The 20,036-nt window shown below is 44.6% G+C and carries 16 protein-coding genes; 1 reads left to right on the top strand and 15 read right to left on the bottom strand.

Translation table 11 applies throughout. The features are described 5' to 3' along the window. Window positions 1–4 precede the first annotated feature (4 nt). Window positions 5–886 carry a helix-turn-helix domain-containing protein gene (locus tag EHS13_RS05190; RefSeq protein ID WP_155699343.1) on the top strand — a complete coding sequence of 294 codons (882 nt, stop codon included), beginning with the start codon at window positions 5–7 and terminating at the stop codon, window positions 884–886. A gap of 107 nt (window positions 887–993) precedes the next feature. Here the strand turns inward: EHS13_RS05190 and EHS13_RS05185 are convergent, their stop codons facing one another. From EHS13_RS05185 to EHS13_RS36610, 15 genes are all read right to left on the bottom strand, one after another. Next, on the bottom strand, window positions 994–2,493 hold the full coding sequence (locus tag EHS13_RS05185; RefSeq protein ID WP_227013793.1) for an alpha-N-arabinofuranosidase: 1,500 nt from the start codon (window positions 2,491–2,493) through the stop codon (window positions 994–996). 9 nt (window positions 2,494–2,502) lie between these two features. Next, window positions 2,503–3,885: an FAD-dependent oxidoreductase gene (locus EHS13_RS05180; RefSeq protein ID WP_162462966.1), complete on the bottom strand. Its 1,383-nt coding sequence runs from the start codon at window positions 3,883–3,885 to the stop codon at window positions 2,503–2,505. Window positions 3,886–3,921: 36 nt separating this feature from the next. Continuing rightward, window positions 3,922–4,851, bottom strand: a complete 930-nt coding sequence (locus tag EHS13_RS05175) for an aldo/keto reductase (protein ID WP_155699341.1) — start codon at window positions 4,849–4,851, stop codon at window positions 3,922–3,924. Between the two features lie 41 nt (window positions 4,852–4,892). Continuing rightward, on the bottom strand, window positions 4,893–5,231 hold the full coding sequence (locus EHS13_RS05170; protein ID WP_162462965.1) for an L-rhamnose mutarotase: 339 nt from the start codon (window positions 5,229–5,231) through the stop codon (window positions 4,893–4,895). After that, window positions 5,218–8,292 (bottom strand): alpha-L-rhamnosidase, encoded by a 3,075-nt coding sequence (locus EHS13_RS05165; RefSeq protein ID WP_155699339.1) that lies wholly within the window; start codon window positions 8,290–8,292, stop codon window positions 5,218–5,220. Before EHS13_RS05165 ends, EHS13_RS05170 begins: the two co-directional genes overlap by 14 nt. A gap of 38 nt (window positions 8,293–8,330) precedes the next feature. Then, window positions 8,331–9,965 carry a glycoside hydrolase family protein gene (locus EHS13_RS05160; protein WP_155699338.1) on the bottom strand — a complete coding sequence of 545 codons (1,635 nt, stop codon included), beginning with the start codon at window positions 9,963–9,965 and terminating at the stop codon, window positions 8,331–8,333. Between the two features lie 28 nt (window positions 9,966–9,993). After that, window positions 9,994–11,034: a Gfo/Idh/MocA family protein gene (locus EHS13_RS05155; protein ID WP_155699337.1), complete on the bottom strand. Its 1,041-nt coding sequence runs from the start codon at window positions 11,032–11,034 to the stop codon at window positions 9,994–9,996. Window positions 11,035–11,058: 24 nt separating this feature from the next. Further along, window positions 11,059–12,132: a sialate O-acetylesterase gene (locus EHS13_RS05150; RefSeq protein WP_155699336.1), complete on the bottom strand. Its 1,074-nt coding sequence runs from the start codon at window positions 12,130–12,132 to the stop codon at window positions 11,059–11,061. Next, on the bottom strand, window positions 12,133–14,625 hold the full coding sequence (locus EHS13_RS05145) for a glycoside hydrolase family 38 N-terminal domain-containing protein (protein WP_155699335.1): 2,493 nt from the start codon (window positions 14,623–14,625) through the stop codon (window positions 12,133–12,135). Between the two features lie 42 nt (window positions 14,626–14,667). Next, window positions 14,668–15,429 (bottom strand): SDR family NAD(P)-dependent oxidoreductase, encoded by a 762-nt coding sequence (locus EHS13_RS05140; RefSeq protein ID WP_155699334.1) that lies wholly within the window; start codon window positions 15,427–15,429, stop codon window positions 14,668–14,670. A gap of 24 nt (window positions 15,430–15,453) precedes the next feature. Beyond that, the gene (locus EHS13_RS05135; protein ID WP_162462964.1) at window positions 15,454–16,302 is read right to left on the bottom strand and encodes a dihydrodipicolinate synthase family protein; all 849 of its coding nucleotides are present in this window, start codon (window positions 16,300–16,302) and stop codon (window positions 15,454–15,456) included. Window positions 16,303–16,379: 77 nt separating this feature from the next. Next, window positions 16,380–17,207: a phytanoyl-CoA dioxygenase family protein gene (locus EHS13_RS05130; RefSeq protein WP_155699332.1), complete on the bottom strand. Its 828-nt coding sequence runs from the start codon at window positions 17,205–17,207 to the stop codon at window positions 16,380–16,382. A gap of 53 nt (window positions 17,208–17,260) precedes the next feature. After that, window positions 17,261–18,076 (bottom strand): HpcH/HpaI aldolase family protein, encoded by an 816-nt coding sequence (locus EHS13_RS05125; RefSeq protein ID WP_155699331.1) that lies wholly within the window; start codon window positions 18,074–18,076, stop codon window positions 17,261–17,263. Next, entirely contained in the window at window positions 18,073–19,692 is a 1,620-nt protein-coding gene (locus EHS13_RS05120; protein WP_155699330.1) for a hypothetical protein, read from the bottom strand. Before EHS13_RS05120 ends, EHS13_RS05125 begins: the two co-directional genes overlap by 4 nt. 112 nt (window positions 19,693–19,804) lie before the next feature. After that, complete coding sequence (locus tag EHS13_RS36610) at window positions 19,805–19,999, bottom strand: hypothetical protein (RefSeq protein WP_227013792.1); 195 nt, start codon at window positions 19,997–19,999, stop codon at window positions 19,805–19,807. Between the last annotated feature and the right edge of the window lie 37 nt (window positions 20,000–20,036).

Raw genomic sequence — 20,036 nt, 5'->3', positions numbered from 1 at the left:
GCTAATGAATAAGAGTCGTAAAGTCGTGATAACCACAAAAGGCGAGCAGCTTTTTGATGAGCATTTATCCATCTTTGTAAACCGGATTAAGGAATCCTTCGTACTGTCTGAACACGACCATGACTTTGTGGAGATTACTTATGTCAGTGAAGGCACGGGAATTCATTACATCGATAATCAAACCATTAACGTCAAAAAAGGCGATCTGTTCTACATTCCGCTAGGTGTATCACATATATTTAGACCTTCCAATACTTCAGAAAAAGACAGCTTAATTGTATATAATTGTATTTTCAGAGAGTCCTTGTTCGACTTTTTGCAAAATGGTGCTTTCCCTCAAGTAGGTGCTCTAAAGCTCACTCGCCTAAATCCAGCTATTAACAGATGGATGCATTTTAAAGAACATACTCATGAATTCCGCGATTTATTCACAGCACTGCTCTGGGAGCATGATCTTAAACCTCTCGGACATGAAGCTATGTTATTCGCTCTATTCATTCAGCTGTTGCTCTTACTAGAAAGGCGTGAAGAGGGAAGCAATGCCAGCTCTGATTCAGGTGCCCGAAGGCTGGATGTGGCTCTGGAATATATGCGCGATCATTTACATGAGTCCTTAACCTTACCCATTGTCTCCAAGCTAATGAATATTGGCGAAAGACAGCTGCAAAGATTAATTAAAAAAGCCACCGGACAAACCTTCATCCAATGGCTGCAGGGAGAGCGTATTAGTAAAAGCTGTGAATTATTGCTAAAGACGACAGATAAAATACCAGAGATTGCACAGCAGGTAGGCTTTCAGGATCTTAAGCATTTCCATCGTTTGTTTAAGAGTAAAACAGGGGTTACGCCAAATGCTGTTCGGTTGAGAAAGCTCGAAATGGAATGATGGGAATGGTATGGGAACATACATCCCTTCCGTCGCAATTATGAAGAATATTTTCTTCCCAGTCCATTTTGCTGAAGCCGCTATTTAAGCTGTATTTCATAATCCCATTAACTCCCTTCAAGAGTCAGTAAAAGGATAGATGCAGGCGGAAGTATCAAGCTTAACTTTCCATCATTCAGCACTGCACCCTGAAAATCAACAGGTTTAATAGCTTCAGGCTGCTCAAATGTATTGTGTGCATTTAAAGCAGATGCGGTCAGAAGAGTCCCCATTACTCCAGCAGGCTGAAAATCTTCTATCTCACAGCTGATTTCTATACTTTCATTATGATGCAGGTTACATAAAGTCAAATGAAGCTTGTTCTCAGCATCAATAGACGACGATACGCTCAGCTGCGGTAATTTTTCGTCTTCGAAGCGGTATTCCTGATTGGAGAAATCAACGAGAAGCAGCTCCGCTCCCTGATGGACTTTAAACATATCAAAAACGTGGTAGGTCGGGGTTAGAATCATTTTCTCCCCTTCAGTAAGAATAATAGCCTGAAGAACATTGACCGTTTGGGCAATATTGGCCATTTGAATCCGATCGCAATGGTTATTAAACAGGTTGAGATTTATTCCTGCCACTAAAGCATCCCTTAGTGTATTCTGCTGGAAGAGAAAGCGAGGATGGGTTCCGGGTTCAACGTCAAACCAAGTCCCCCACTCATCCACAATGAGTCCGACTCGTTTATCCGGATCATATTCATCCATAATTGCAGAGTGCTTGCGAATAAGCTCTTCCATGAACCAAGCTTGCTTTAAAGTAGTAAACCAATCCGCTGGCTCAAATTGGGTTGCTGAATTAGGCAACGTGTTGCCCTCGGACATCGAGTAGTGATGCATACTCAGACCATCCATATGCTTCCCTGCCAATTTCATTACCACCTCTGTCCAGGTATAGTCCGCATCGCTTGGCCCGCATGCTATTTTATAAAGCTGATTTTCGCCGTAATTTTTGACATAGGTTGCATATTTACGAAATTCATTCGCGTAATACTCCGGACGCATATTGCCGCCGCAGCTCCAATTCTCATTGCCAACACCGAAATAGGGGATTTTCCACGGTTCATCCCGTCCGTGCTTCCTTCTTAAGTCAGCCATCGGTGATTTCCCGTCATAGGTCATATATTCCACCCATTGCTGCATTTCAAGCACTGTTCCGCTTCCCACATTCCCGCAAATATAAGGCTCTGTTCCAATCAGCTCGCAAAGCATTAGAAATTCATGGGTACCGAAATGGTTATTCTCTACATACCCGCCCCAATGGGTATTGACCATTCCTGGACGTTCTTCATAAGGTCCGATGCCGTCCTTCCAGTGATATTCGTCTGCAAAGCAGCCGCCTGGCCACCTTAATACTGGGATGTTTATTGCCTTTAAAGCCTGAATGACGTCATTTCGGATACCCTCTGTATTCGGTATTGGAGAGTCTTTCCCAACCCAAATGCCTTCATAAATACACCTTCCAAGATGCTCGGCAAAATGGCCATAAATATTTTTATTAATCTTGGCTTTTCGTTGATCCGTCTGGATGACCATATTGATTTTGTCTAAGTTATTCATCATAAATCACTCCTATATCATGATAGATCCGCCAGCTTTCATGGTCTTGCGCAAATGCCCTGTATCAATATCAGCTAGTCGTTTGTTCTGTGTTAGAGCCAAATAAGCGGCGACCCCTGCAGCTTCTCCGGTTTGGTTCATATTGACCATAACCCGAACACCACCGAAAGCATCCTCGTCCATATCGATCATTCTTCCTGCTGCAATAATATTGGTATAAGGACCTTTCGGGAGCAAGCAGCGATATGGGATCTGATAAAAGGAAGGATTAACAGCAATTTTATCTCGCCATCTGCTGACTTCGTTCGGATAGCCAGGTCGCATATAAACCTGCTCACCGTCCAAATATCGGAGTGTTAACCCCGGCTTATCCTGATGATGTATGTCAGAACGATAACTGCCATATGCAATGGAATCCTCAAACGATTTGCCGTACAGCACATCTTCCCCCGTTAAGCGATAATGACATTCAATATGCCGCGTCTCTCTTGTACCGATGTAGGATGGGAGAGAAACAAGCGCAATTTTGTTATCAGGACCGTATTTTCGCACCAAATCCATAATCGCACGCACCTGCCGGCGGCCTTCCATTTCACTAAAAGTCAGTTGATCGCCATCAGCGCTGTTAGCATGATAGACTCGCGTGCCTGCGTACATATAAGTATCTTTCGTAGCTGGAACATGACGGCCCCAACCAAATCCTTCAGGTAAATTAAATTCATCCTTATAAAGCAAGCGAGCTTCGCGGATATCCAGTCCAATTAAGCTGTTATTCCCTGTCATATCATCCTGCAATTCCCCGTTGATTCCCCAGCCGCTAATCTTTGCGCACATCGTGGAGGGCTGGAAATGAGAAGACAGTCTATGCTCGAGATTTAATCTGGCACATAAATCTCCATCTCCAGTAGCATCAATAAATACTTTTGCTCGGATAGCGCCTCTACCTGACTTGTTTTCTACTATGACTGCCTGCAGCTCCCCATCTTGAATAAAAGGAGCAACAAACATCGTATGGAGATATACCTTTACCTTATTTTCTATGGTCAACTGATCCAATTCGATTTTTAATTCCTCTGTATTAAGTACAAAACCGACCGAATGGCTTTTCTTTTCTTCGGCAACAGCCCCGATCCGGCTCAAGCGCTCAATGGTTTCCAAGGTGAGACCCGCAATGATCTCTCTATTAAATTCCGTATTATGCAAGGTATGCCAAACGTTGACCAGCCCTGAGGTGGCGACACCGCCAAATGAATTCTGCTTTTCCACGAGGACAACGCGAGCGCCAAGTCTGGCAGCTCTGACTGCCGCGAAGACCCCGGTGCAACTTCCCCCGAGCACACAAATATCCGCTTCATAAAACACGGGAATCTCCTTGGCTTCTTCTCTAATTAACATAGCTATCATCCTTCCCCATAATCATTTTTACCACAGCTAGTTATTCTCCAGCCTGCCGCTTTGCCAAGTCTTATTAAGAATAGGCATCAGTATTTCCTGCACCCTCTGGATTAGCTCCAAATCCAAAGGTTCTTCGATACATTGAACATTCTTTCTTATATTGATAGAACTAGCCGTACCAACCAGAGTGGTGGGGATGTCTGGATTTGAGACTGCAAATTGAACGGCCAGCTTTGAAATATCTTGACCTTGACTCCTGCAGTATTCCGCAGCTTGCAAACAAACCACTTTTATATCAGTTGAAGCCGGATGCCATAAAGGGGTTCCCTTGATAGAAAGAAGCCCCATGGACAACGGCGATGCATTAATGACGCCTACCTTCTTCTCTTCTAAATAAGGCAATAAGTCAATTAATGAAGTATCATTTAGCGAATAATGACAATAGGTTAGAATAACATCAACACTCAGGCGATCTAGAACAATATTATAAATGCTTAAAGGAAGTCCCGATATTCCACAAAATCGAATCTTGCCTTGCTCTTTGAGTTTATATAACGTTGGGATACTTTCTTCGATAATTCTGTTTAAATCACCATGCTCAATATCATGCAGATGCAGAATATCAATGTAGTCAACCTTTAACCTTATTAAGCTTTCCTCCACACTTCGGATAATCCGGTCTGCCGAGAAATCAAAATCTGATTGGCCGTACCTGCCCGCTTTTGTAGAAAGAATGTAACGATATCTGGAAACCGTCTCCAATGCTTTACCCAATACCTTTTCTGCTTTTGTTAAACCATAAAGAGGAGATACATCCAGCAGGTTAATGCCTAAATCGAGTGCTTCATGAACCGTGCGGATTCCTTCAGCTTCGTCAATATTACGGAAAACGCCCCCCAAAGAAGAAGCTCCATAACTCAAAGCAGATACCGATAAACCCGTATTTCCCAATGGACGATATCGCATAGTTTACCCCTCTCAAAATAACCATATTTTAGTTTATTATATTATTTATTGTAATACACTTGCTCCATTTGAGCCCATCCTTTTTCACCGTTAAGCGGGATTTGACACTCGTCCGTTTCGCTTAACCATGCTATATTCCGCGGCTCTACGGCTAACCTCGCCATATCCTTCTCATATTCGTCGCCAATATACTCATAAGAGCCAAACAAATAATAATTTCCATCATCAAGCTTATGTAAGAAAATACAAAGCTTGCTTATGTTATACTTGCTCAACAAATCTCTTACACCGTTATGCTGGTCTGCATGCAGCTCTCTGTACAGCTTTAATTTTTCCGGCTTTACTTTAATCACCATACCGATATGTTTACACATGCCCATTCTCAACCCCCATAACAAATACATACCTTCCTGACCCAATTCTTAGCAAACACCTATCTTCCCGGATACCGACGTATTCAATTCCAGCTGCTTCTAACAATGGCTTTCCTGATTCCAGGATCTCCAGAGTATTATTGCAAGGCAAATAAATATCAGCTCTTGTATTCCAAGGAATAACTACCGTCCATTCCACTATGTTATCAAACTTTCTCCAGCTGCTTTCAATTTCGCCATAGATCGATTCATAAGTGCATTTCACCCATTCAAGCTCGGCAGGCAAATAAGGTTTCATCATGAAATGCTTGAATCCAGGATTTCCCTTATTCAGCTTTATTCCAGCAAGGCATTCGAAAAACCACTGGCCTATACTGCCAAAAGCATAGTGATTCATACTAGGTGCCAGGTTAGTCGCAATCTCATGTCCTTTCCATGACTCCGTTAAAGTGGTCGCCCCTGTACTTAGCATGTATCCCCAAGAGGGATAAGTCGTCTGAACAGCTGTCTTCCAGGCTGTTTCCAGAAACCCTCCTTCCGTAAGAACCGGCAGCAGGAAAGGGGTGCAAACAAATCCGGTTGTCGGATGAAAGCTGTGGCGTACCAATTCTTTTTCGAGGTTCTTAAGCACTGTGCGCTTCTTTTCTTCATTTAACAGCCCATAAACCAATGGCATAAGCAATGCACCCATGCTTTTTTCGTAATACGAATTGCCCATAAATTCACGGTTAAACGCCTCGACCATTTGGTTATGCGTAAATCTGTACTTCCTTTCATCCTCTTCCTGCCCGAGAACAGCGGCAATTTGCGCAATTAAATCCAGGGAATGAATGGAATAAGCACTGTTAAAAAATGCTTTAGGCACCTGTTCAACGGAGCAATGGTCGCCGCAATAATTCACATCATCACCAAAATAAAGCCCTCGCTCCATTTTTCCAATTCTACTATCCATTAAAAGTGTCATTTTCTCATAATTATCTTCCAGCACTTTCATATCCTTGTAATAATTATATAAGGTCCATGGCAGAACCAGGATCTCATCCTCCCAGGCTACCGGATCGTAATTCAGCTTCCGCCCCCCTTCGGTCCACTCTGACATCAAAGAATATACATCAGAATACCAACATGCAGTTGGAATAAAGGCTGCGATATCGCCATTCCAGAAAGATTTCTCCCGTGTGGGGCAGTCGGTAGGGCCATAATGGAGGTTGCTGCGAAAAGTCCATGCTGCCGCTTTCCATATGTTGTTCAACAGCTCATTTCCGCATTCGAAGCGGCCGTTTACAGCTGCATTGGTATTAAATACGCGGTGGATTACTGTTGCACTATCGATAATGCCGCTGTAACCGGAAATCTGGACATACCGAAACCCGGTATAGGTAAAACGCGGCTCCCAATCCTCCACATCATCCCCCCGACTAATATAACAATCGCTATTTTTTTTCATATAGGGTGATTTCCCATGAATTTCGTCATCACTTGGGTAATAAACATCGTTATACGGACCATCAACTACAAAACCTTCTTCGTTAAGCATTTCGCCATATTTAATAAGGATGATTTCTCCCGGTTGCGCGGCTTTTAAATGCAGTCTGCAGCGGCCAGAGGCATTTTGGCCAAAGTCGAAGACATGCACGCCTTGAGCTGGTTGATCGATTTGGACCGCCTTTAGCTCCATTTCAATTTCCACATCCTCGAAGGGCTGGGATTTCAGCTTCAGCTCAGCTCCGGAGCTCGCAGAATGAATGGCATTATTCCATAATGAAGCATCAAAATCAGCCTGATTCCAGCCCCGGAGCTCCAGACGGGCATCATACCGTTCACCAAAATGCAGGTCGTTATCGATTATAGGAGATTCATGTACCTTCCATGTAGAGTCCGTGACGATACAAAAGCTTCGTCCGTCGGTCAACGTGACCACTATTTGCGCATTTATTTCGTTCTTTAACGCTGTTACATTGGCCATTACGGATCTGTTGTACCAGCCATTGCCCGAAATAAAGGCTGCGGTATTCGATCCCTTCTGCAGCCAATCCTTGATATCAAATACTTGATAATACTGATACTTCTCGGAAATCCCCGGATAAAGCAGCCCCTTGCCCAGCTTCTGGCCATTCAGATGAAACTCATACAATCCGCGCGCCGTAACATAAGCTCTTGCAGAGGCAATTTGCCCCTCTAGCTGAAAATCCTTGCGCATATAAAGCGAGTGTTTAGTCAGGCGAGGATGGATATCCTGACAGATCAGACGCGGATTGACGATAAAACCTGGATCCCAGCTCCTGTCATCCGCGATATCAGCTGTTTGCCAATTATCCGGCTCTGTTTCCCGATAGAACTCTGTGAGCAATCCAACTTTACAGCCTTCGTCTGACAAAATATGCTGTTCATCACCATTAGGATAAATCACCTTCAAACCGAATCTTAAAGCCGCAGAAAAGCGTGCAGGATCGGCTGTTTGGTAAGCTTTAATGGCAATGTCATTGTGTCCGGCAGCGACAAGGCCTGAAATATCCACAGCTCCAGCTTGAATCCATCCTTGAGCAGCATTAATGGGGATCAAGCTGCCATTTAGGAAAAATTCAAATTCATTATCACATTGAACTTGAATAACGGCTTGTTTAATCTCCATATCAGAGCGGGTTTTAAAGCTTTTTCGCAGATAAACCCGGCTATGCAGATCCGGCCATACCCATTTCCCTAATGGAATGCTGCCATCCTCAAATGCCTGAATCCCCTGCAGCATGCTGTCAGGCGCGGCAATCCAATTGCCCCTCCAACTCGCTTCACCGAAAATTCCTGTCTCCCAGCTAACGGGCACCGACCAATCGGATACATGATCCTCATGCCATATCTGTACTTTCCACCAATATATTTGACAAGCTTCAAGGGGCTTCCCTGTAAATTTGATCAAGTGACTTGCATCCGATCCTATTTTCCCGCTGTCCCAAATATCTCCCTTATGACCGCTCAGCTTATCCAGGCTTTTGGATATCAGAATTCGATAAGCAGTCTGCTGCTGGTTTCTTGAGCCAGCATCCAACCTCCAGCTAAATCTCGGCTGCAAAACGTCAAGTCCAATAGGGTTGACTCTATTCTCGCATTTTAATTGAACAGGCCGAATTTGACTCCCCCCTTTCCAATTGCAAACGAATAAAGCCCTGCATGGGTAATATAGAATTTAAGCCTGATCGTTGTGCCCTCCAAAGCCGATAAATCCCCATGATTCTTCCACCTGACCGGGGAAGCAACAGCATCCTCGGTTACAGGAATGCAATCCTCCAGCCCATACCCTTCAATTGGGTTATAATGGCGATCCAGAATCTCAACAGCAATATTCCCGGCTTTCCCTTCGACAATCCCGGTATTCACAAACATTCCATGTTCAACAGAGCCTGCCACTCCAAATTTTCCAGCTTTTCGCGGCAAGCCATTTATCGTAAGCTGCTTTCCGCAAAAATCAAGCGGCCTGGTTATCAGGCTGCCCGTAGCATATCCGCCTTCAATGGATGCGAAGCCGTCCAATCTAAGCTTGGCTAGACATATTCCGCCAATATTGGGGCGTACATTCTTGCCAAATTGGCTGCTGCCATAATAAAACCACAGCTCGCCTCCCATACGAATAGGCGGATTAGAGAAATCACTGTGATATCCGCCGCCTATGGTTCCCAATGGAGCATTATCAATAAATGGCTGACGATGGGCGGCTCGCTCCCAATGCTGGCCATCCCGGCTTGAAACAAGCTGAAAGTATAATTGTTTGGTTGTACCAGACCGCCAGCAGCGCAATAGCCCCAGATACATACTTTCGTAGTTAAAGCCTGTGCTGCTGTAAAATTGCAAGCCCGGCTCGTCATCCTCTAGGGGAAGAAACAACACACGCGGAGTCGTCCAATGTATAAAATCATCACTTTCACAGATAGCTCTAGCCCGTATCATATTCGGCATGCCGGGTCTGCAATCCCATATCCGCACAAAAGCAATAAACTTGTTTCTAACCGAATCATACATGATGGACTCATTCTCAGAGACACCGGGCAACGGCCAATTCTCCGGATTAAGGCTCCAGCCGCTTGTCATGATAGGCTCCGGAGCTTTATTCCAATGAAGCCCGTCAGAGGAATAATAAGCATAAAACCCTGTACCTTCATAAGGTCCGGCTGACATTCTTACGTCAGTTGGATTCTCAGGATCATAATTAAAAATACCTTTGCCTAACTCAAACATCCCCATTTTCCAGCGGCGTCCGGGATCCTTTTCCTTTTCATCGTAAAGAATACTAAATTGTTCGTATATTATACCTTCCGGCTGAAAGGGGAGGAACAGGTTTGTATCGTTTCTGTCCCCATAAGGATGTAACCCTAATTCAGGCTTTTCCCAATGGATGCCGTCCTCAGAACATGCCATGCACACGGTATTATAGGCTACTTGTGTTCGCTTCATATCAATTGGTGCTTCAAGTAGAAAGCCAGTATAATACATCCTCAGCCTTCCTGAAGCTTCCTTGATTACTGTCCCGTGGGCTAGACAGGTTACTCCCTCCCACGGATGCTCGGGTAAGAGAACCGGAGTTTCAAACGTTACAGGCTGGTGAAATTGCTTTTCGACATTCTTTTTTTCAGCAATCATATAGTCATCTACAAAAAGCTGGCTTTTTTCATCAATGAGTATTGGCCAATCCCTCACATCAATGGGTTGTTTTTGCCACCAGGAGTAATGCTCGGCTGATTTTTCATACATCTTTATTTCCCCCTTCCAGAACTATGAATTATAACCCTTGCCAATCCAAAACTACCGGCATTCTAGTAAAGCCGGATTCCATGATAGCTGAAATCATAATATCTGTGTTAAAGCCATCAACAACATTTGGTGCTCCCTGCACCCTATTGCATAAGCATTCATAGAAATATTGCATCTCTGCATCAAACGGAATTTCCGCATTGAATCGGTATTCGGTTGAGGTATCTGTCTCATTATCGTAGAACACAAGCAGTGCTGCATTCTTCTCAGAATGATCCCACATGACAGTGCTTATTCTCAGACGTCCGCCAACTCCATTAATTTCAATATATTCATCCCAGGAATTTCGCTCATAACCGATTTTTTTCAGTGCATGCGCTGCAGTCTCATAATTAACCACAAGCCCATTGCCATATTCAAATAATGCGGCGGCTTTGCGGTCAACCTGCGAATTCGGAATATAATCAACATGCGCATACAACCGTTCAGGTCTGCCAAGCAGGTTGAGCGTCATATCGATCATATGGCTGCCGGCGCATTTAACAATCGCCCCGCCGTAGCCATCCAATATCCATTGCTGGCCGAGTCCATGCTCTAATTCATATAAGTTGCCCCAGGCTTGATAAGCACGGACTTGTGCACTGAATATCCGCCCCAGCTTGGGCAGCAATTCCTTTGCCTTCTTCACAGCAGGAAAAAACCGTTTCATGTATGACATGAAAAAGAGCTGTCCTGATTCCTCTGCGGCTTTCGCAATCTCGAAAGCTTCTTCGGCATTGTTGCTCATGGTCTTCTCGCAAATGACGTCCTTTCCCGCCTGCAAAGCGGCGATACATATTTCTTTATGATATTTCGCGCTTGTAAGCACGCTAACTACAGTAACCTCCGGATCGGCAAGCAAATCCTTGTAATCCTTGGAAAATCTTGCTCCGAGCTCATCTACATATTTTTTAGCGGCTGCTTCGTTAATATCTGCAATATAAACAATATCCGCACCTGCCTTTTTCAAGCCGTTAAAATGAAAGCGTGAAATATCACCGCAGCCAATAATGCCAAATTTTGGTTTCATTATTTTTCCCTCCAGTTTTGTGGTTTAGGTTAATTTATTCAGTTGATTCCAGATAGCAGAGAACCAAAGCAAGCCTGCTGCTTCTTGTCCCGAATGTGCAAGATGACCGCCTTTGTTTGCGGGGGCACGGTACAAATCTCCCCCCAAAATATCGGTGTCCGGCCCGGGTAAAAAGCCATCCAGCATCCACAGATCATTTATTGCCTTTCGGATGAGCGCTTCGCGTTTGGGTTTACTGTAAGTAGAAGGATGATAAGTCGATTTGGCGAGCAGCCAATGTCGGGAAAACCCCCATTTTTGCTCCAATTCCTGTTTCATGGCAATAATTCTCCGCTTATAGACTTCCTCATCCGTATCCTCATAAACATCGGATTCTCCCTGCTGCCAGAACACATATCTGAAATCTCCCGCCCAAACTCCCGCATTATACAGGTTAGTGAATAAGCTTTCACCCGGAACCCATTGTCTAGACGCCGTCCCGCCTGCAGCAACATTAATCAGCCCAATCGGAACCTTAATAAAAGGAAGCAGCCGATTCATGGCTGTCGGCCAAATGCTCCCATTATGCCATTCGCTTTTTTTGGGGCGAATAATGATACTGGGCTGGGGATCATTTGCTATCCTCCACATGGTAAGGTTGGGATCATAAACGGAAATTCTACCAAAAGAATCCTCGATGGCCATGGCAGTTTCATTGGCATTTTCCGCATAGGATTGACCTGCAATAATAAAAACTTCCCCGATTCCAAACGGTTCAACCGACGCTTCTGAAAGAAGGAGTGATTCATCGTCAATAAGACGAACTTCCAGGCGGTACCATCCCCCGGCCGGAACTTCAGCCTCTCCATAGAAAGTATCTCCTTCTCTGAGAACCTCCATTTCATGCCAATCGGCCGCACGAAAGGCTTCATTTATTAACTGTGCCCTGAATTCAAATTTCCCTTTGGTATCCTTGCCAATCTTGCCTTCAATTCTTACAATTCCGAATCCTAAACAGGGGCCTCCAGGATGGTTGGCATTAGCAAGATAAGGCTGGAAACCATACCTCTGAACAACCTGATATGGCAGCGGTTTAACAAGATGAAAGGCTCTAACCATTCAGTGTGTCTCCATTTCCATTAATGTTGTCTCCATAAGTGTCTTAGTCTTAAGATTCAAACGAAGGGTTTTTACTTCAAACTCTCCTATTGCTAGTTTCTGGACTATTCCGAGTACTGGAATCGATAACTTAAATTCGCGCACCAGCCCTGTGGACTCGAACAAACGAATGATGTAATCATCGGAACGCTCCGCCTGTTTGAATGACATAAGCTGAACAGCACTATCGCTTAACTGCATCAGTGGCAATGGCAATTCCCCTTCCCCAGACGGAAAAAAAGACAATGCAAATGGCCGTTCATTGTGGAACAAAGCCTCGCGGTCGATTTGCTCCATTCGTTCTGCCAGAGGACCGCCGTTTAACCAAAAATGATAAATACGTTCTCCTTGATCAATCCTCGTCAAAAACCTGTCTTGCACGATTAGCGGACGTTCTATACCTAACTCTAGGGCCGAGTAAGCTGACGAGCGCAGCAGTGATAGGCGAATTTCACCATCTTTATAGTCGCATCCGTATGTGCCGTCGTTAATACAAGTTACGGCTTGATTGTTTGACTCGGAAATTACGGCGACCCACTTCTGGGCAACTGCTTCTTTGCCTGTATCCGGCAATTTAGCCACACCACAAGCGACCTGACCGATAAAGCTGGCATCCTTGTATAGTGTTGGAATGGAAAGCTTTAGCATCTTGCTTTTTTCGTTCCATTGCACCCGTACCTGCACTTCCATCTCCGTTCCATGTTTCGGCAGTTTATACATGAGTACAATAAACGAATTGCCATAGCTGAAGAGTGCCTCTACCACAGCTCGAACCTCGCCATCCTCTACAATGCGAACCGACTCGAGAAGGTTTTCCGACAATCCAGAAAATTGCATACCTTCTTCACGGCTCATCAACCGGAACTTGCCGTTGATCTCGCGGAACTCCTGTACCCTGCTGCCCCATGGATCGTTATTATCGACCATGACGATTGGTTGGAAAGCATGAGGCTCCAACATCTCTTTTCCATGAATTTTATAGGTATCCAATAGTCCTGTTTCGCAATTAATCACCGCTTCAAGCTCTGTTGTTTCGAAATGAATCTTCCTATTATTGGCATGAAGCTCATTCTTCTTCCTGCCCGTGAGCATCTCCAGCTTGCAATCGAACCGATTCATCTGTCCTGGTTGGAGATCGGCATGGAAGATAACACGTTTACGCCAGTCCAACGTCAGATTGCCTAATTCCTTCTCCACTTGACTTGGGATTCTCTGATCTCCGCAATAAACTAACGGCCATGTATATTTATCCATATCCCAATTCATATCCGCCAGATTAAATTCACATTCGATTGTACCTTTAATAATATGAGGATGAGGGTTATAGACCATTATCGGAATTTGTCCTTCTTTCGCCTTCGGCTGACCGTCGGCTAATGCGAAGAAGGCTCTCGCCTTCAATCGGGATAATAGCTCCAGACCATGATCCATCAAACGCAAAGAGGATTCTTCGACCGGCTGTATCGATGACCCTGGCAAAATATCATGAAACTCAGCTGTCAACAAATCACAGGTTGCATCGTGAAGCTGGTCACGCGGATATGAGAGCTTCCCTTGAATGGCTGCACTTGAGAGCATTTTCTCCGTCATATACAGTTCATTTTCCAATAAACGATGCTTTTGCTTAATTCGGATTTGCGAGGTGTAACAGCCTGGCGCCCATGCGTTTAAGTCCTTCTCATACCGCGGCAGTGGCGAATTTGTCTTAGCCATCCCGCGAAAATAAGCTTCCGGTGTTGAATGAACAATTTCAGCTTCTTGAGCTGCTTCCATCATCTTTGTCAGATTGGCAAGATCCTCACGTGATGGACCTCCGCCATGATTTCCTATTCCCCAAAGCACCATTCCTTCTTCCCTCGAAGGATAGTTTTCGATAAATTTCTTGACCTTTTCGTGTGCTTTTCCACGTTCCGAAGCATAGTAGTCAAATGCGCGGTGACCGACCATCTCTGATCCATCATAACCGCACCATATAAATTCATCAGCAGGAAGCGGGCAATCGCTTTGAGGCGGACGGCAAAACACATAGGAATCATATCCAGCCTTCGTCATCAGTTGTACAAGTCCACGTGTATGTCCAAATGGATCGAAGTTAATGGCTGTGGTCGGAATTACACCGAATTTCTCTTGAAAATAATGGCGGCCGAACAGCATTTGCCGAACAAACGATTCGCCGCTTGGCATATTGCAATCAGGCTGCAGGTACCATCCGCCCATAATATTCCACTTTCCCTGAGCTACAAGCTTTTGAATACGGACAAATAAAGCTGGCTCATATTCCTCCACCCATTTGTAAAGGATTACTTCATTGTGGTTGAACACGAAGCCTTCATATTCCTCGCAAAAATCGGCGGCAACCCGGAAAGTGGAAATGGCTTCCGCAGCCCCCTCTTCCCACTCCCATAACCACATTGGATCGAGATGCGCATTGCAAATTAGATGGATCCGCTTCATTCGAATACCTCCTTTCTCGGATAATTAAAAAATCCGGAAACTTTATATTGCTGGCATAACTTTGCCGCCGCATACAGGTACATAGGCACCTGTAATAAAACTGGCTAGATCAGAAGCAAGAAATGCCACAACATTGGCAATTTCTTGATCTGTCCCTCTCCGTTTCAACGGGACTTCGTTCTCATAAGCTTCTTGAAGCTCCGTATTGTTCTTACGGTCCTTATCGCTGATTGTCCAGCCAGGAGCTATTTGATTAACCGTAATTTGATGTACTCCAATTTCTCTCGCAAGAACCCGGTAAATACCGTCCATCCCTCGCTTTCCTGCCGCATACGCGGAAAACGTCTCGAAACTCTGCATCGAGCATTCTGTATTAATTCCAATCATTCTCCCACGTGAACATTCGATCATCGCAGGTACAAAAGCTTTTGCCAAATAGACACTCTGCATGACACAGGAATCAAATTGGCCCAAGTAATCCTCTGGTGGCTGATCAAGAATGTGTCTCCATGTATACTGAATCACTGCGTTTGCAACTACAATATCCACTCTATCGAAATTCTCGAATATCTTTCGCTTCATTTCCATGACAGAATCCAAATTCGTCACATCTGCTTGAACAATCATCGCCTTTCTTCCAGTTGCAACAATTTCCTTCTGTAAGTCCAAGGCAACCCTTTCATTATTCAAGTAGTGAATGACCACATTAGCGCCGCAAAGCGCCAAAGTCCGGACCATAACTCTGCCTAGCTCGCCGGTCGCTCCAGTAACAAGAGCGGTTTGGTGTGTCAAATCAATATTCATAGTTTGATTGCTCCTTTCGAGAGTTTAACTCAGCTTGACTTGAATGCCCTGGTTTCTCAATAAATCCTCCATATAGATCATCATCGTAGAAAATACAGGCCGTGCATTGTACGCAGCAATATAATAATCTTCGAGATTTTGGATCGCTTTCTTTTGAAGTATCTCTGCTTGGCTCCAGTTTCCTTGCTTAACCGACTGCAACAAATCCGCATAAAGCTTCGGATAAACATTGGCAAACGCTACGACAAGTCCTTTGGATCCAGCTTTAAACCCTTCTATAAACGTCTTCTCTTTACCACTCAGCACATTGAAGCTCTTATCCTTCGTAAATTTCAGCACATCCAAATGATGGACGATATCGTTAGCAGAATCCTTATAGCCGACCACATTCGGATGATCCGCCATTTCCGTCAAAAATTCCGCTCTCAGCCCATACCCGACAAATGGAGGAATGTTGTAATAAATAACCGGCAATGGGGACACATCCGCCACTTTGCGGAGAACGTCCTCCGCTTCATGCATGGCATACGGAAGGTAATAAGGCGCGGTAGTTACTACGAAATCAGCACCAGCTTCCTTCATCAGCCTTACATTTTCTAATATGCGGTGCAGGCCGCTGTCGCAGGCTCCTCCGTAAATGGTTACCTGATTGCCAACCGCTTTAGCAACTGCTGAGCATATCTTCATATTTTGCAAGGGAGTGAAATGAGAAAATCGGCCGGTGGTTCCTGCCAGAAACAATCCGTCCATCCCATTGTGGACCAGCCATTTCGCCAGCTCGACTGCTCCCTCATAATCAACATCACCTGCAGCAGTTATAGGAGTAACCATGGGGACTATGACACCTTCTAATATCTTTTGTTTGGTATTCAAGAAACTGACCTCCTTATGCAGAACTAATTGTGATTCTTCCATTTAACCGGAACAGCAACAGAATCGTAGCGAACTTGCTAACATTCCGCACTAGTCATATCATTCGTGAACATTCGTTTATATTCCGCCGGTACCAACTTTTTCGCACTTATCCCTACATAATGGAACTGTAAAGCACGGCGGCGTTTTGCCGAAAGGTTATGGGGTGTGCCGTGCTTGATAAGGCCGTGAAATAACATTAATCCCCCCGGTTTCAAAGTTACGGCAACATCCTCCTCGACCGGAATATCTCTTCCGCAAAGCTGCCATGACCTCAAGGCGTAATGGGGTATTGCCCCTCCAGCATGGGATCCGGGAATGACGTGCATACATCCGTTTTCCAATTCCGCCTCATCCAAAGCGATCCAAACACCTATAACGGTTTTGTCATACGCCAATCCTCCCACTGACATATCCTGGTGCCACGGAATATCTAACCCTCCTGGAGGCTTTAACAATGCTATGGCTTGAGCAAGCTTCGGTTTTTCCCCAAGTATTAGTTCAAGTTTGGCCATAATCCCCGGATGATTGGCAATCCCTTTCAACCATTCATCGTTTTCTACAAAATTGCTGACTTTCCTCACCGCAAGCTCGCGTTCCTCATCCGTTTTCAGTTCATCCCACGTTTTCATGTATAACTCAATCCTGGCTCCTCTAGATCTGGTGTTGATTAGCTCTAACAATGCATCTATAGACTTTTTAACCTCTTCAAGGGTAAGCACTTCTTCCACCGCTAAATATCCTTGATTTCGGTATTTTATTATCTGCTCTTCATCCACAGCGTCCAACCCGTGCAATTTCTCTGCGATTTGGTCGTATCGGTAATACTGCTGGTTATTTTCCTCAGGTGAGAATGTATTTTCCATTACTCATGCTCCTTTGTGTTAAGGAATAGTTATTTCAAATTAATTACACATCTCTAAATATTTATACTTGTCTGTACAGAAGATGAACTATCGCCCAACATTCCCTTCAGGATGCCGACTTCATTCCTATACCCTTCTACGACAAAAGTCAAATCTGATTTATGCACGATCAAATTGAGCCCAAATTCTTTGGCCCATCTTACCTGCTGATTCATATCCTTCCAATAATGCAGCCCCGCTCCCACACCAGCTGCTCTGGCTTTGCTCAATATGGTGCAAACCGCTCCATCGAATATTGGATGGGTATACTGCTCAGGCACTCCGAGACTGCAGGATAGGTCATGCGGCCCGATTAATACAGCGTCAAGTCCGGGAACTTGCAGGATCTCATCCAAAGCATCAAGAGCCGGTATACTTTCAATATTAACAATTAGAATATGTTCCTCGTTGTTGCGCTGAATGTATGTGGCAAACTCTCCATCCAGGTTTTCTGTTCCGTTCAGAATGTTTTCCAGCTTCCTGCCTTTTAGCGGGCGCAATTTAACAGCACCTCTCAATGCCTGAACTTGCTCCACGCTTTCCACATATGGTGCAATAATTCCGCGAGCTCCGCAATCTAATACCATAGTCGCCTCATAAGGATCAGGGGCAGGAATGCGTACAATCGGTGCTATATTCAACGCGCGAAAAGTGTGGCACATCCAGGAAAGCTGGTGCCGATCGATGGCTATGTGTTCAGTGTCAATAAAAACAAAATCCATTCCAAGCTTTTGCAGCTCTAGCGGCCATTTGGGTGATGGAGACACCACTAACATTCCATATACACGTTTTCCTGCTGCCATTGCAGTTTTCAATTCTCTGGCATTCATTGGGTACTACCTCCTTTTATCGCAAAAGAGTAGAGGCCAGCATTCGTAATATGAAACTTAAGCCTGATTGTCTCGCCCTCCAAAGCAGATAAATCTTGGTGATTCTTCCATCTGACCGGTGCAGCAATAGAATCCTCGGTTATGGGAATGCAGTCCTCTGGTCCATATCCCTCAATAGGGTTATGATGGCGATCCAGAATCTCAACAACAATATTCCCGGCTTTTCCTTCGACAATCCCGGTATTCACAAACATTCCATGTTCAACAGAGCCTGTCACTCCAAATTTCCCAGCTTTTCGCGGCAATCCATTTATCGTAAGCAGTTTACCGTAAAAATCAAGCGGCCTGGTAACTATACTGCCTGTGGCATAACCTCCTTCGATGGATGCGAACCCATCGAGCCTTAGCTTGGCTAGGCAGATGCCGCCAATATTAGGGCGTACATTCTTGCCAAATTGACTGCTGCCATAATAAAACCACAGCTCATCCCCCATACGGATGGGAGGATTTGAAAAATCACTTTGATACCCTGCGCCTATGGTTCCCAACGGTTCATTACCAATAAAAGGCTGACGATAGGCGGCCCGCTCCCAATGCTGCCCATCCCGGCTTGAAACGAGCTGAAAATATAATTGCTTGGTGGTTCCAGACCGCCAACAGCGCAATAACCCCAGATACATGCTTTCATAATTAAAGCCTGTGCTGCCGTAAAATTGCAGACCCGGTTCATCATCTTCCAATGGCAGAAACAATACACGGGGCGTTGTCCAGTGAATAAAATCATCACTTTCACATATGGCTCTAGCCCTCCATGTCGCGGGCATCCCTGGTCTGCAATCAAATATTCTTACAAAAGCTACAAACTTGTCTCTGGCAGTATCATACATAACCGATGTATTCTCACCGACACCGGGTAGCGGCCATTTCAGAAGCTCAAGGGTCCAACCGCTTGACATGATCGGTTCCGGATACTGATTCCAGTGAAAGCCGTCTTCGGAGAAATAGGCATAATACCCCGTACCTTCATAAGGTCCGGGGCTCATTATTATCAACTTGGGGTTATCCGGATTAGGCAGAAGGACATCTTTGCCCATATGAAATACACCCATTTTCCATCTGCGTCCGGGATCACTATCCTTTTCATCGTAAATAACACTGAATTGTTCATAGATCGTAACATCAGGCTGGTTCGGGAGGAATAGGTTTGTATCATTTCTGTCTCCATATGGATGCATCCCTAAATCAGGTTTTTCCCAATGGATTCCATCGTCGGAGAACGCAATACACATTGTATTCATTTGCACATGTTTTCTGTTTAGATCTACTGGCATTTCAGCAACAAAACCTGTATAGTACATCCTCAGCCTTCCCGAAGCTTCCTTAATCACCGTCCCATGAGCTAGACAAGATGTTCCCTCCCACGGATGCTCAGGCAGCAGAACCGGATTTTCAAGCTTCGTTGGTTGGTGGAACTGTTTCTCAACATTCTTTTTTTCTGCAATGATATGATCATCTATAAAAAGCTGGCTTTTATCGTCAATGAGCAAAGGCCAGTCCTTTACATCAATCGGCTGTTTTTGCCACCATGAGTAATGTTCAACTGTTTTTTCATACATGCTTATTTCCTCCCCTATCCGTTCTCTCTTGAGAATAAAATTAAAAGCAATTTTCTTCTCTTTCTACCATAGCGAAGTTCCAATAAGCTCTCAATACTCGAAATTGATATTTCTAACGCAAATTTGACTTCTTCATTTCATATTCTTTCCAATAGAAACACCCTTCTTTTGGAGTATATTGTGTAGTAACACACAATGACAAACGAAGGGTTCTATTGTGATCAAATGCTCTAAAATAATGGGTTAGATCGGCAGCCATGAGCGAGTAACGTTCCGCTTTTGAATTATTGGAATTTCTTTGCTGCATTTACAACGGCATCTGTGCAAGCCTCGCTGCCTTGGAT

The sequence above is a fragment of the Paenibacillus psychroresistens genome, from assembly GCF_009728935.1.
Taxonomy (GTDB): Bacteria; Bacillota; Bacilli; order Paenibacillales; family NBRC-103111; genus Paenibacillus_AC; species Paenibacillus_AC psychroresistens.
This window is presented reverse-complemented; position numbering and strand designations above follow the sequence as displayed.